Annotated in this window: 15 protein-coding genes and 1 pseudogene; all 16 read right to left on the bottom strand. The window is 45.0% G+C overall.

Features of this window, described 5'->3' with window-relative positions; translation table 11 throughout:
- Positions 1-91, bottom strand: a pseudogene (locus RP262_RS06225) (GNAT family N-acetyltransferase); the annotation flags it as partial.
- 9 nt (positions 92-100) lie between these two features.
- Complete coding sequence (locus RP262_RS06220) at positions 101-598, bottom strand: GNAT family N-acetyltransferase (protein WP_311154589.1); 498 nt, start codon at positions 596-598, stop codon at positions 101-103.
- 52 nt (positions 599-650) lie between these two features.
- Positions 651-791, bottom strand: coding sequence for a hypothetical protein (locus RP262_RS06215; RefSeq protein ID WP_175859290.1), 141 nt, complete (start codon positions 789-791; stop codon positions 651-653).
- A 1-nt stretch (position 792) separates the two neighbouring features.
- Positions 793-2,988 carry an anaerobic ribonucleoside-triphosphate reductase gene (gene nrdD / locus RP262_RS06210; protein WP_311154588.1) on the bottom strand — a complete coding sequence of 732 codons (2,196 nt, stop codon included), beginning with the start codon at positions 2,986-2,988 and terminating at the stop codon, positions 793-795.
- Positions 2,989-3,210: 222 nt separating this feature from the next.
- Positions 3,211-4,758 carry a heme transporter CcmD gene (locus RP262_RS06205; protein WP_311154587.1) on the bottom strand — a complete coding sequence of 516 codons (1,548 nt, stop codon included), beginning with the start codon at positions 4,756-4,758 and terminating at the stop codon, positions 3,211-3,213.
- 38 nt (positions 4,759-4,796) lie between these two features.
- On the bottom strand, positions 4,797-4,940 hold the full coding sequence (locus RP262_RS06200; protein WP_311154586.1) for a hypothetical protein: 144 nt from the start codon (positions 4,938-4,940) through the stop codon (positions 4,797-4,799).
- A 177-nt stretch (positions 4,941-5,117) separates the two neighbouring features.
- Entirely contained in the window at positions 5,118-6,653 is a 1,536-nt protein-coding gene (gene cls / locus RP262_RS06195) for a cardiolipin synthase (protein WP_311154585.1), read from the bottom strand.
- 194 nt (positions 6,654-6,847) lie between these two features.
- Positions 6,848-7,327: an SP_0198 family lipoprotein gene (locus RP262_RS06190; RefSeq protein WP_311154584.1), complete on the bottom strand. Its 480-nt coding sequence runs from the start codon at positions 7,325-7,327 to the stop codon at positions 6,848-6,850.
- Positions 7,328-7,384: 57 nt separating this feature from the next.
- Entirely contained in the window at positions 7,385-8,617 is a 1,233-nt protein-coding gene (locus RP262_RS06185) for a folylpolyglutamate synthase/dihydrofolate synthase family protein (RefSeq protein WP_311154583.1), read from the bottom strand.
- 180 nt (positions 8,618-8,797) lie between these two features.
- On the bottom strand, positions 8,798-9,109 hold the full coding sequence (locus tag RP262_RS06180; RefSeq protein ID WP_002894073.1) for a DUF1292 domain-containing protein: 312 nt from the start codon (positions 9,107-9,109) through the stop codon (positions 8,798-8,800).
- A gap of 24 nt (positions 9,110-9,133) precedes the next feature.
- Positions 9,134-9,553, bottom strand: coding sequence for a Holliday junction resolvase RuvX (gene ruvX, locus RP262_RS06175; RefSeq protein ID WP_011837635.1), 420 nt, complete (start codon positions 9,551-9,553; stop codon positions 9,134-9,136).
- Positions 9,553-9,819, bottom strand: coding sequence for an IreB family regulatory phosphoprotein (locus tag RP262_RS06170; protein WP_002894075.1), 267 nt, complete (start codon positions 9,817-9,819; stop codon positions 9,553-9,555). Before RP262_RS06170 ends, ruvX begins: the two co-directional genes overlap by 1 nt.
- 177 nt (positions 9,820-9,996) lie before the next feature.
- Positions 9,997-10,539 (bottom strand): hypothetical protein, encoded by a 543-nt coding sequence (locus RP262_RS06165; RefSeq protein WP_061592423.1) that lies wholly within the window; start codon positions 10,537-10,539, stop codon positions 9,997-9,999.
- Between the two features lie 105 nt (positions 10,540-10,644).
- On the bottom strand, positions 10,645-11,217 hold the full coding sequence (locus tag RP262_RS06160) for an SP0191 family lipoprotein (protein WP_125337583.1): 573 nt from the start codon (positions 11,215-11,217) through the stop codon (positions 10,645-10,647).
- 135 nt (positions 11,218-11,352) lie between these two features.
- Positions 11,353-11,751: a transcriptional regulator Spx gene (gene spx, locus RP262_RS06155; protein WP_002894078.1), complete on the bottom strand. Its 399-nt coding sequence runs from the start codon at positions 11,749-11,751 to the stop codon at positions 11,353-11,355.
- A gap of 85 nt (positions 11,752-11,836) precedes the next feature.
- Positions 11,837-12,985: a recombinase RecA gene (gene recA / locus RP262_RS06150; RefSeq protein ID WP_125337582.1), complete on the bottom strand. Its 1,149-nt coding sequence runs from the start codon at positions 12,983-12,985 to the stop codon at positions 11,837-11,839.
- Between the last annotated feature and the right edge of the window lie 2 nt (positions 12,986-12,987).

The following is a 12,987-nucleotide window of genomic DNA, read 5'->3' as shown; positions in this document are numbered from 1 at the left end:
CACCGTGCATATAGGATTTTGCTGCATCGAACTCCGCAATCATCTCTAAAATCGCGTCTTTATCTTCCAAAGTTGGTCGTCGTAACTTCATAGGCTTTCCTCAATCTATATCAATCCAATAACGCTCTTTCCCGCCTCGAATATCCTCTAAAGCTCCACCATTAGCCAGAATCACTGCTCGACTGGCTCCATTGTCACCATCGCAAGTCACTAGGACTCGTTTAATATTTTTACTTTTGGCTACTTGCAAGCCTTGTCGCAGCTGCTCTTTTGCCAATCCTTCCCCACGTGCAGAGGGACGGATACTATAACCGATATGCCCTCCTTCTTGGAGCAAATAGCCATTGAGCCGCAAGCGCAGATTGAGAAAGCCCACAGCCTGACCATCCGCAGCAAAAGAAACCAGTTGAACGTAAGGCACAAAACCTTTCGGCAAGCCTAGACCAGCCTCAGCTAGCTGAATCGTCTCCAGCCAGTCCTCGTAGACAAAATCCACTCCGCCAAAGAAGCCATCCTGCCGGCTGCCAGCTGCTTCAAAGTCAGCCAGCATCTCTAAAATCTTTTCCTTGTCTTCTAGTTCCGGTCGTCTCAGCTCCATACTTCCTCCTGATACGAAGAGAGTGAGACCGCCTTGCGCCCCACTCTGACTTCTATTGTTTCTTGTTCTTTTCTAAAAATTGCTGACACAGTTTGGCCAATCGTTCTTTTTTGCCGCTGCCTCCCTGCGAATGTTTTTCATGGAAACGCTGCACCTGAGCCTTTCCTTTGTCGTCCAATTGATACTTTCCCATCTTAATTTCCTTCGTACTTAATAGTCGAGCCATTCATGTGCTTGACCCGAGCTGATATTTCCTTGTGCCGGCCATTAACCATCGGACGGGCTTGTGGATTTCCTAAGTAGCCGCAGGTCCGCTTGACCACATCAACCGTCTTGGGATCGCTGTTGCCACAGTTTGGACAGGTGAAGCCCCGCTCGGTCGGCGTGAAATCTCCCTCAAAGTTACACTTGTAACAGCGGTCAATCGGTGTATTTGTACCTAAGTAACCAACTCGGTCATAGGCATAGTCCCAGACAGCTTCCAGTGCCTTTGGATTTTGCTGCAGCACAGGATATTCACAGTAGTGAATAAAGCCACCAGAAGCTCCCACTTCAGGATAGATCTTCTCAAAGTCCAGCTTTTCAAATGGCGTTGGATTCTTGCGCACATCGTAGTGGAAGGAGTTAGTATAGTATTCCTTGTCGGTAATATCTGGAACAACCCCAAACTTCTCTGTATCCAAACGGCAGAAGCGGTCGGTCAGACTTTCAGATGGCGTCGAGTAGACAGAGAAATGATAGTCATACTGATCTGACCACTCTTGTACCCGGCGCTTCATATCTTTGACAATAGCAATCGTAAAGTCCTTGGCTTCAGGATTGGTCTCCCAATTACCGCCGTAAAAGACTGCTGCCACTTCATAGAGACCGATATAGCCTAGGGAAACCGTGGCACGACGGTGAGTAAAGAGCTGATCCACCTGATCATACTTGCCCAAGCGTTGGCCAAAAGCCCCATACTGATAAAGAATCGGCGCATTGGCTGGACTGGCTTCCTTGGTCCGCTCCACTCGGTAGACCAAAGCGTCCTCAGCTATATTCATCCGCTCATTAAAGAGTTCCCAGAATTTATCCAAATCCCCCTCGGATTCAAGCGCAATCCGCGGTAGATTGACAGTAACGACACCTAGATTCATACGACCGGAATTGACTTCCTGACCGTTTTCATCCTTCCAGCCTTGTAGGAAAGAACGGCAGCCCATCGGTACCTTGAACGATCCAGTTAAGTCGATAATCTTGTCATAGGAAAGCACATCTGGATACATGCGCTTAGTGGCACACTCCAGAGCCAGTTCTTTGATGTCGTAGTTAGGGGTTCCCGGCTCGAGATTGAGTCCACGCTTAAGGGTGAAAATCAGCTTAGGGAAAATTGCTGTGCGGTGCTCGCTTCCCAGTCCCTTGATACGGATATTGAGAATGGCCTTCTGAATTTCCCGCTCAAAACGATTGGTGCCCAGACCAAAGCCCAGCGAAGTAAAAGGAGTCTGACCATTAGAGGTAAAGAGAGTATTAATCTCATACTCCAGCGACTGCATGGCATCGTAGATGTCTTTCTTGGATTTCGCCCAGGCGTACTCTTCCTGCTTATCAGGCAAAACCCATTGCTCCGCATCCTTGAGATGCTTTTGGTAATTAAGCTTAGCATAGGGCGCCAAGACTTCATCAATCCGATCGGCTGAGCAGCCACCGTACTGGCTGGAAGCTACATTGGCAATGATTTGCGAGATTTGCGCTGTCGCAGTCTGAATAGACTTGGGACTCTCTACTTCTGCATTCCCAATCTTGAAGCCATTTTTCAGCATGCCGTCAAAGTCAATTAGACAGCAGTTCGTCATCGGTGTATAAGGGCTGTAGTCCAAATCATGGTAGTGGATATCCCCTTTCTGGTGAGCGTTGGCCACATGAGGCGGCAGCATCTTAAGCCCAATGGACTTGCCAACAATCCCAGCCGTCAAATCCCGTTGAGTATTGAAAACATCGCTGTCCTTATTGGCATTCTCGTTAACCACCGTACGATCTTTGTTAAGGAGCTTGTCAATGGTAAAGTTGATATCAGTCGCTTTTGAGCGCTCAAAATCCCGTTGGGTGCGGTAAGTGATGTAATTCTCCGCAATGGCATATTCCTTGGCATTCAAAAGCTCATGCTCAACGATATTCTGAATCTCATATATTTTGACATACTTAGCGAAGCGACTGCTGATTTCTGCCACAATGCGGTCTGTGATAGCTTCTAGCTTGGCTTCCAGCATCGGATTCAGCGGACCGACTTCCTGAGCTGCCCGCACCATAGCCTTATAGATCTTTGACACATCAAAAGCCACCCTACGGCCATCCCGCTTCTCCACATAAATCGCTGGAGCAGTTTCAAACTTCTCTTCCCTTAAAATCATCACGAACACATCCTTTTCTCTGCCCCTAGGACAAATCAAGTCTCTTTAAACCAATCCCCTGCTAAGAAATTTACAAAAAATCTCCGACAGCAGTTCATCCAAAGAACAGTATTTTTTAAATAAGTCGATACAAGACTCATTATAGCACGTTAAAATTAAAAATCAATATGTTGTGGCAAAAAAGTTAATTTTTAACTTTAGACACAACATATTGATTTTTTACTACTTGAGTTGATAAAGCTTGAAATGGTCGAGTTTGAGGTCAGCTTCCTTGTAATTTTGGGAAATTAGCTGCTTCACATCTGATAGCAATTTGACATCATTGTTAACCAAAATATACTTGGGCTGGCTGTTTTCAAGTCCCTTCTGAAGACCTAGACGATTTTCAGCCGTTCCCACATACAAAGTTGGAGACAAGAGAGAGACAGCAGATAAGCGGCCGCTCTTTTGATACAGACTAGCCGAGGTATCCCAGGCATAGATAGTATCCCCATCCTTGGTCTTTTCCTTAATATACTGAGCCACTTCACTTCTTTCAGCAGATACACCGCTGGAAAGGATATACTCATTCACCAAAGGATAACCAATCAGATAAAAGATGGCTAGGAGCGGCAGAAAGAACTGACCGGAGAGATAGGAAGTCCACATCGTAGGACGACGGCGATCTCGACGATGACGCCCTGGTGCCTGCTGCTTGCCTTTATTGAACCACAAAGCAAAAAGAATCATGGCAAAAGGCAGGGCAGGAAGCAATTGATAACTGCCCTGATCTGGCAGGATAAAAGCCGCAAAGACAGTAATGAAGAGCCCTAGCAAACCGATAAAGCGCAAGACGCGCAGGCTGGTTGCTTGCCCCTTTTCTCTTGAAAAGAGATTGGTACCCAAAGCAGAAATGAAACCTAGACCAACCGTCAGCAAGCCATAATAAATCAAATTAGAAAGACTATGACTGCCAATCAAGCTGATGGAATCCCAAGCATAGGTCACCTGACTGATAGCCTGGCCAAAGGTTTGATTGGCAACAGTAAAGTAGCCGATAGGATAAAAAATCACTGAGAAGCCAAAGAGACCAGCTAAAAGCTGATAGAAGCCTCGAGCCGCACGCTTGGCTGCGATATTGTAGACCAAAAGCACCAGAGCAGTCAAAGAGTAGAAGACTAGGCTGGAAACCGGATCAATCATAAAAGCAAGAGCTCCAAAAGCTCCATATAGAATGAACTTTTCATCCTTGATTGAATCCTGCAGATAGCGCACCAAGAAAGATAGATTCCAAAAAAGAAAGGGCAGAACAAAAATACTAGAGTAAAGACCGCCAAATCCAAGGGCAAAGACTAGCAGGTAAAAGAGAAGCAGGAGGCTGCGCGATAAATCCTGTTTAGGCTGTAAGAGCACCAAGGTCTTGTGCAGGAAAAGTCCAGCCAGCCACAGAACCAGCGTCTGAAAGACCATCCACAAAAGCTGCCCAAAAGCTAGACTGCTGGTCCAAGCCATCAGATAGTAAAGCAGGCCACTAGTTCCATATATTTGCGAATAAGGCACCTGCCCCTGAGCCATGGCCCAACCGGCATAGAGATTCTGACTTTGTAAATTCGTTGCTAGATTGGTCAAAAAAGGATTGACCACACTTAGCAGGCTGATAGCCAAACTGCACCAGAGCGTCAAAAAATAGGGCGTTGGCTCTGGCTTGGTAATTTTTTGCTCAGACCTTTCAGCCCTAGTTAGCTGCTCCTCTGAAACCTCTAAAACTTTTTCTTCCGTTGTATCATGCATATAAAATATTCTCCTTGATATCAGTCCCATCTAGTATATCAAATTCCTGTCCTCCTGTCAGCTTTCTCTTGACTCTTCTTCTGAGCATTATAGCTTCTAGCCAGCTCCTCCAATTCCCGAAAACAGCGGTATTCTCTCGTTTCATAAGCAAGCGGCTGACTGGAAATTTTCTCCATTGTCATCTTAAAAAATTCCTTTATTTTTTACATTCGTAAAAACAGAGCAAAAATCCGTCCCAGTATAAAAGCAAAAATGACAAGAACACATCTCAATACGATTAGAAAAAGCACAAGCAAAAAATCTGAGACTTCCGCCTCAGATTTTCTGTATATTGCTGCAGAATTTGCCAACCTCTGGCATTAGAGCATGGGTGCAAAGAGCTGCATGATTTCTTTGATAAAGCGACGATACCAGCTGCTATCGAGATTTTCAGGAAGAATTTCCTCAGAAGCCTCAAAAATTGCTTCAAAATCTTCCTTGATAGCTGGGATACTCTCCGTATGGTACATCAGAACTGCATTTTCATAATGGTGCACCAGACTGCGGTAGTCAAAGTTAATCGTCCCTACCACAGCAAATTCATCATCAGCCACTACGTTCTTACTGTGGATAAAACCTGGCGTGTACTCAAAGATCTTAACCCCTGCTTCCATCAGATCCGGATAGGCTCCGCGGGTAACAATCTGAATCAGCTTCTTGTCCGGAATGAAAGGAGTCACAATGCGGACATCCACTCCCCGCATAGCAGCATTCTTGATATCCTCCGTCAGGTCATAGTCAATAATCAGATAAGGCGTGGTAATGTAGACATAATCCGTAGCCTGACTGATGATATTTTGATAGACCGTTTTGCCAACCTGACCCTTATAAATAGGCTTAGGCCCGCTACCATAGGGAATGTAAAGCCCTTTGCCTTCGACAGCTTTATTTTCCAGATGGTACTTGTCAAAGTCTGTGATTTCCCCGCGGTTGATGTACCAGTTCATGAGAAAGAGCCGCGTCAGAGCCTTGACTGCCCGACCTTCCAAGCGGACACCGCCATCTTTCCAGTGTCCAAAACGAACAATATGATTGATATACTCGTCAGCCAGATTGATGCCGCCAGTATAGCCAACCTGACCGTCAATCACCAAAATCTTGCGGTGGTCACGATTGTTGTAGGATACCGTCATTCGCGGAATCACCTTGTTAAACCGATAAGCCTCGATGCCCATCTTGCGCAGCTTACGGGTATAATCGCCTGGCAAAGTGGCCATGCAGCCGATATCATCGTAGAGCAGTTTGACTTCAACGCCCTGCGCAGCTTTTTCGACCAAGATTTCCAGAACGCTGTCCCACATCAGCCCTTCATCAATGATATAAAATTCCAGAAAAATGAATTTCTCAGCAGCCCGCAGATCCTCCAACATAGCCTCAAACATCTCCTCACCGATGGGAAAATAGCGAGAAGCTGTACCGTCATAGACATCCGCATTATTGTCCATACTCAGTAATGACTTGATAATGCCGTAGGCCGACTTGTTTTTCTTTTTCAGCTGGACACGAAGATCGTAGCTGTTGTCCTCACGAAATTTCATAGAGTCCATATTTTCCAGCTGGATCATTTCCTTTTTAGACAGCCGCCGCTCGCCAAACATCAGATAGAGCAGGAAGCCAAATACCGGTACCACAGCAATCAGGAGCCAGGTCACCTTACTCTCCGGCGGCATATTGCGGTTGACAATGGCTAAAATGGTCCCAATATACAGGAAAACAATCATGACCACTGACAGCCAGTTGGGTGCAATCTCATTAAAATAGAAAAACGCAACAAAGACAAAGACCAGCTCCAGCAGCATAATAATGATGCTGAAACCGTATTTTGACATTAATAAGCGGAATTTCCTGAAAGTCATACACTCTCCTATCTCATTGCATATATTCTAGTATAGCAGTAAAAGCGCCTTAAAACAACGTTTATATCAATGCAAACCGCATTTCCGACCGATGAAAAAACTATGACAGCTTTTGAAAACTGCTCTGCCTCAGACCTTCACTCCCTTTCCGCAGCTGATAAAAGGAAAAGCCCTATTAAGACAGGGCTCTTTCATCATTGTTTCGTAAAGACCAGTGTATCATCATCATAAGGCTCTTGGGAAAGGTCCTCGATAGTCAGCTGATTGCCCTCAATGCGATAGCGCTTGACATCATCCCCAATGACCATAGTCTGGTTGGTAGCATCAATCTGAACCTGTTCGATTTCCTGATCGCCATCAGGCTCGATCTTGGTCAGCTGACCAGTAGTGCCTGAAATCTGTAAGGTCAACTGATCGCCTTCATGACTTGTCTGATAGCTGCCATCCAGCTCGCCATTGGCTGCTTGCTCGGAAGAGGATGCAGAAGCAGATGAGCTGTTATTAGCAGCACTAGACGTGCTAGCTACCGGCGAAGACTCTGCTGGCTTGCTGGAAGCGACTGACTGAGACTGAGAGGAAGGTGCCGTCTGGTTCTGATTAGAACCGCAAGCTGCCAAGGCCAAAATAGCCGCAGCAGTTAGACCTGAAAAGATTAACTTTTTAGAAATTGCCATAGTATTCTCCTTTTTCTTCTGTCTTTATTGTACCAAAGCGGGACTCTGGCGGTCAATTTATAAACTTGTCAAATAAGCTCTGACTTCTGCAATAAAATAGAGAGAGCCCGTAATGAAAAGCAGCTGATTATCGTTTTGCCTCTCCTTAAAATTCTGAATAAGCTGCCGATAATCCTCTACATATCGAAAGCCCTCTGCTTCTGCTGAGCCAACGGAATCTCCATCAGAAAAGGAAGTAACCGTCAACTGAACATCTGGCAGAGCCTCTCGCAGATAAGCCAGCATAGCGCTATAGTCCTTACGCTTGAGGGCACCGAAAAGAAGCAGGCACTCTTTATCATTTTGGCTCTGGATAAACTCTACTAATCTTTCCAACGCAGGCAGATTATGGGCCCCATCAAGATAAATACCTGGACTGGCTTCTTCCAAACGCCCTGCCCAACGAGTCTCCTGCAAGGCCGTCCGAATCCTAGCAGAATCTATTTCCCAGCCTTGCTGTTGCATGAAGAGCAGGAAAGCCTGCAAAGCCAGCCCTGCATTTTCCTCCTGATAGCCCCCCTTGAGACCCAGTTCAAGATTGGATAGGGTCATAGTCGAATTGGAAAAAGACTGATTCGTCAGAGAAAAATCGCGACCATACTGATAGAGCTCTATTCCCAGCTCCTCAGCTCTCTGCTCACAAATCAATCGTACCTCCTCTGGCAGCGGTCCGATGATCGCTGGTCGCCCCGGCTTGAAAATCCCTGACTTTTGTTCCGCAATCGCCGTCAAGTTCCTTCCCAGAGTCTCCTGATGGTCCAAGCCCACAGAACTGATGACCGCAATATCTCCCGTAATGACATTAGTCGTGTCTAAGAGTCCGCCGATTCCCACCTCAATCAGGGCTATGTCCACTTCCTGCTCCTTGAAATAGAGAAAGGCAATCAAGGTCAGAATTTCAAAATAGGACAACTGGTCATGACTTTTGAGCAGTTCTTGTTCCATCTTTTGAACCTCTTGACCCAAACGGATAAAGTCAGCTGAAGCAATCGGTTGACCGTTGATACAAATCCGATCATGAATACTAATCATGTGGGGCGAAGTAAAACTTCCTGTCTTGTAACCATGCTCCGCAAACAGCCGACGCATAAAAGCAATAGTAGAACCTTTGCCATTTGTACCAGTTACATGAATCGTTGGATAGCTCCGCTCAGGATTCCCCAAAAGAGTCACCGCCTGCTGCATCCGCCCTAGTCCCGAACGAAAGTTTAGACCAATTCGGCTGTTCAGCCATTCTTCAATTTCATTCATTTTCTTACCCAAAAAAGAGCAGCGAAGCAGAATTCAAATCTGAATTGCAACTCGCTCCTCTTTCTAATCTTTATGATATGAGATGGAAAATAGCCAAGCCTTGGCTACTTTCTTTATCTGTCAAGTTCAGCTAGCATCTCGCCTGCGCTTGTCTTTTTTAGAAACGAGGCTAGGCCAGTCTTACTCTTCCATAAAGCTGTTGAAGACTTCTTCAATCATATCCCATTCAGCATCTGAGTCTTCTGGGATTGGCTGCAGGTCGCCTTCTGTGCCATCTTCATTTTCAGTAAAGGAATAAGCTTGAATCTCTACCTCACCGTTCTCATCTTCTTCCGCATTAGCCGGAATCAAAAGAACATAATTCTTTCCAAACTCTTCCTTACCGTCAATGGTCAAAAGAATTTCAAATAAAGTTTCGTTCCCTTGCTCGTCAACCAAGGTGATTAATTCACGCTCTTCATGCTCGTGGTCATGGTTATGATCATGTGTCATACTAGTGTCTCCTTCATTTCTTTTCTAAAAATTTCGATCCAGATAATTCTGCAAAATCAGCTGCGCGGCTAGCTTATCAATAACTTTCTTGCGCTTGCTGCGGCTAATATCCGCCTGCTCCACCAGCATGCGCTCAGCAGCCACCGTCGTCAAACGCTCATCCTGATAGTCAACCGGCAGGCCAAATAGCTCAGCAATCCGCTGACCATAAGCCTGACTGGCCTCCACCCGAGGTCCACTGGTATTGTTCATGTTCTTAGGCAGGCCAATAACGAACTTATCAACCTTATACTCTTTCACCAGCTCACCCAAGCGCTCTAGGCCGAATTCGCCCTTTTCTTCATGAATCGGAATAATCTCCAGTCCTTGAGCCGTAAAACCAAGAGGATCACTAATGGCAACCCCAACCGTTTTTGAGCCCACATCTAATCCCATAATTCTCATTAGAGATCGACGCCTTGTCCTTTCAAATAATAACGAACCAACTCCTCAACAATCTCATCGCGCTCGTATTTGCGGATTTGATTGCGGGCGTTGTTATAGCGAGGTACGTACGCAGGATCGCCACTGAGTACGTATCCCACGATTTGATTGATTGGATTGTATCCTTTTTCATTGAGCGACTTGTAGACATCGGTCAAAGTCTCGCTAATTTCCTTTTTATTTGAATCATCGAGATTAAAACGTACTGTTTCATCTGTAAATCCCACAATTACACCCTCTTTCTTTAGAATATCCCTATTATAGCATAATTATAGGCTTTTCACAAATTTAATTCACCTCAATTCTCCTAATTTTTCAATAAACTTTAGCTAATATTTATCCGAAGTCTAGCTCTGAAATCCAGCAAAAATCCAGCTCTCTTCAGAGAACTGGATGGAAACTTCCTAATTTGAAGCGGGCACTTCCACGCCGTCGCTTCCCTTAAACTTGTTGAGCAATTCTTCTGGAGTCAGGGTCTCGATTTGCTCAAACAGCTGCGCGTAGTTTGGAAGCTTTTTGGCTGCTTCGTAGTCTAGATTCTCCGGATCGATAGTCATCTCTAGAGAAATCTCTTCCGCTGTCATATCTGTTTTCAAGTCAAGACCGGTGATATTCACCGCCTCTTTCAGCCCCAGTGCTTCCTCGATCAAAGACAGCATTTCTTTCTTTACAGTGGAAACATCCTGTTTTGACAGAGCTTCCTTGATGTTGTCAGGAATAGCCTTGCTGACATGCAGGATAACCTTCTCATACTTCTGTCCGCTGTAGCTGACGGTTAAGATTCTGGTTTCTTTTCCATGTTCTAATTGCTTCTCAGTTTTATAGGACTTAGTGACAATATCTCCTTTTCCAGCCCCTCCCTGTGAGGATGAACTGTTATTTGACTGCTGACTGCAAGCTGTTAAAATTGCCAAAGCTGCCAGCAAAAAGACAATTAATTTTCTCATGTCTTATCTCCTTCAATATTGAGCTGATTTTATCATATCATTATAAAATCAGCGCTGTCAAACTGATTGTCACTCTGTCATTAAAATGTAATAAAAAAGAGCAGCTTATTTCTGCTCTTCTGCTCCATTCATCAGGAGATTGTTGATATATTCTTCTGGCGTCAGCTTAATCATTTCTGTGAGCTTGAGATTTTGAAAATAAGGCATAGCCGCTGCTTTTTCGATATCTAGGCTCTCAAAATCATAGGTAGAAGTCATTTTCAGCTCGTTCTCATTCAAAATTGTCACTGAACCGCTGAAGCCTTGAAGTCCACGAGCTTGCACATAGTCTGCATCCTGCTCCAGTGACTCATTGAGCGACTTCTGCGCTTCCTCCAGTCCCATCTGCTTGATAGCTTCTTTCATCTCATTATCAGTCGCGGTCAGCCTTTCAATAACCAAGCGTTTAAAATGCTCTCCCTGATAAGTCACTGTCTGGCTCTGCTGGTTTCCTCGTTCATCCTTTGGAAAAACAAGTGTCCGAGTAATCACTTCCTGCTGCTTGGCATTATCAATGATAGGCAGATTATTGCTGATTTCTTTCTTGTCAGCCGCATTCGAATTCGTCTCTGTTTTTTTATGTCCACAGCCTGCTAACAGTGCCACACTCAATCCCAGTCCTAATAAAATTTTCTTCATCTTCCATCCTCCTCAGAGATATTGTATCACAGTTCTGCTCCTTGTCAATCCATCCAGTCGCCAAAGCCCTCTGTCAACCTAAACAAAAAGAAGAGCCGAGATTCTCTTCCCGACTCTTTCAGTTATATTCAAAGATTAGAGAGCTGCCCGTAGACGAGCTTCTGCATTTTCAACATTGCGAACAGAACGTGGCAGAAAAGCACGGATATCATCTTCTTTGTAACCAACTTGGAGACGTTTATCATCCACTAAGATAGGGCTTTTCAAAATACGCGGGGTCTCCATGATGATGTCAAGAACTTCGTTGACACTCAACTCTTCAATGTCAACACCCAAGCCTTTAGCATAGCGGTTTTTTGATGAAACAATGCTCGCGATACCATTTTCTGTTTTAGTCAAAATATCCAGAAGTTCCTCTTTGGTGATGCCTTCTTTGCCTAAATTTTGTTCTTTATAAGTTAATTGATGAGCGTTTAGCCAGGTTTTTGCTTTTTTACAACTAGTACAACTTGAGACAGTATAGATTGTGATCATGTAAGTACTCCTTTCGCTACACGATACTAATATCGTAGTCTATTATATCACAAAAACCATCGGTCTTGCGACCTATTTTGCAAAATTACTCTTCAATTTCGATGGCATCGTCCAAATCCAAGGTCACTTCTTCCATCGTTTCCACAGGGCTTTCAGCCTTGTTGCCAACCACTTCTGCCAAGTCATCACCTTCAATCAAACCATAGCGTACACGAACCTGGCGGTCAATTTCGTCAAAGACTTCTGGATGATCAGCCAAGTACTTCTTAGCATTTTCAGATCCTTGACCGATTTTTTCATCATTGTAGGAGTACCAAGCACCCGCTTTTTTGATGATATCTAAATCAGTCGCAATCTTAATCAACTCACCTGTCTTAGAAATGCCTTCTCCGTACATGATTTCTACAAAGGCTTCCTTGAATGGCGGAGCAACCTTATTTTTAACAACCTTGATCTTGGTTTCTTTACCAACATTGGTATCCTTCTCATCACCAGTTCCCTTGATTTGAGTATTGCCACGGACATCCAAACGGACAGAAGCATAGAACTTCAATGCACGGCCACCTGGTGTTGTTTCAGGATTACCAAACATAACGCCAACTTTTTCACGCAGCTGGTTAATGAAAATCGCAATCGTCTTCGTTTTGTTGATAGAAGCAGACAGCTTGCGCATAGCCTGGCTCATCATCCGAGCCTGCAAGCCGACATGGCTGTCACCAATATCGCCATCGATTTCCGCACGTGGTACTAGGGCTGCAACGGAGTCCACAACCACCAAGTCCACCGCACCTGAGTCAATCAGCTTACCAGCAATTTCCAGTCCCTGTTCACCAGAGTCTGGTTGAGACAGCAGCAACTCATCAATATTAACACCAAGAGCAGCCGCGTATGACGGATCCAAAGCATGCTCAGCATCGATAAAGGCTGCGATACCACCTTCTTTTTGTGCTTGAGCAACTGCGTGAAGAGCAACGGTTGTCTTACCAGAAGACTCCGGACCATAGATTTCAATAATCCGTCCCTTAGGATAACCACCAGCACCAAGAGCAATATCCAAGGCTAAAGAGCCTGAACTCATGACTTGAACCTTTTGCTCTGCCCGCTCGCCCAGGCGCATAATGGCTCCCTTACCAAAGTCCTTTTCAATGTTTTTCAGGGCATTGTCCAAGGCTTTTTGGCGCTCATCACCGAATTTCTTTGAGATTTCGTCTAATTTTTTTTGTTTCTTTGCCATTT

This window comes from uncultured Streptococcus sp., from assembly GCF_963456385.1.
Taxonomy (GTDB): Bacteria; Bacillota; Bacilli; order Lactobacillales; family Streptococcaceae; genus Streptococcus.
This window is presented reverse-complemented; position numbering and strand designations above follow the sequence as displayed.

What these genes read in the sequence shown, in the direction of transcription:
- RP262_RS06220 (WP_311154589.1), bottom strand. Translation starts at nt 598, where the DNA reads ATGGAGCTGAGACGACCGGAACTAGAAGACAAGGAAAAGATTTTAGAG.
- RP262_RS06215 (WP_175859290.1), bottom strand. Translation starts at nt 791, where the DNA reads ATGGGAAAGTATCAATTGGACGACAAAGGAAAGGCTCAGGTGCAGCGT.
- nrdD (WP_311154588.1), bottom strand. Translation starts at nt 2,988, where the DNA reads ATGATTTTAAGGGAAGAGAAGTTTGAAACTGCTCCAGCGATTTATGTG.
- RP262_RS06205 (WP_311154587.1), bottom strand. Translation starts at nt 4,758, where the DNA reads ATGCATGATACAACGGAAGAAAAAGTTTTAGAGGTTTCAGAGGAGCAG.
- RP262_RS06200 (WP_311154586.1), bottom strand. Translation starts at nt 4,940, where the DNA reads ATGACAATGGAGAAAATTTCCAGTCAGCCGCTTGCTTATGAAACGAGA.
- cls (WP_311154585.1), bottom strand. Translation starts at nt 6,653, where the DNA reads ATGACTTTCAGGAAATTCCGCTTATTAATGTCAAAATACGGTTTCAGC.
- RP262_RS06190 (WP_311154584.1), bottom strand. Translation starts at nt 7,327, where the DNA reads ATGGCAATTTCTAAAAAGTTAATCTTTTCAGGTCTAACTGCTGCGGCT.
- RP262_RS06185 (WP_311154583.1), bottom strand. Translation starts at nt 8,617, where the DNA reads ATGAATGAAATTGAAGAATGGCTGAACAGCCGAATTGGTCTAAACTTT.
- RP262_RS06180 (WP_002894073.1), bottom strand. Translation starts at nt 9,109, where the DNA reads ATGACACATGATCATAACCATGACCACGAGCATGAAGAGCGTGAATTA.
- ruvX (WP_011837635.1), bottom strand. Translation starts at nt 9,553, where the DNA reads ATGAGAATTATGGGATTAGATGTGGGCTCAAAAACGGTTGGGGTTGCC.
- RP262_RS06165 (WP_061592423.1), bottom strand. Translation starts at nt 10,539, where the DNA reads ATGAGAAAATTAATTGTCTTTTTGCTGGCAGCTTTGGCAATTTTAACA.
- RP262_RS06160 (WP_125337583.1), bottom strand. Translation starts at nt 11,217, where the DNA reads ATGAAGAAAATTTTATTAGGACTGGGATTGAGTGTGGCACTGTTAGCA.
- spx (WP_002894078.1), bottom strand. Translation starts at nt 11,751, where the DNA reads ATGATCACAATCTATACTGTCTCAAGTTGTACTAGTTGTAAAAAAGCA.
- recA (WP_125337582.1), bottom strand. Translation starts at nt 12,985, where the DNA reads ATGGCAAAGAAACAAAAAAAATTAGACGAAATCTCAAAGAAATTCGGT.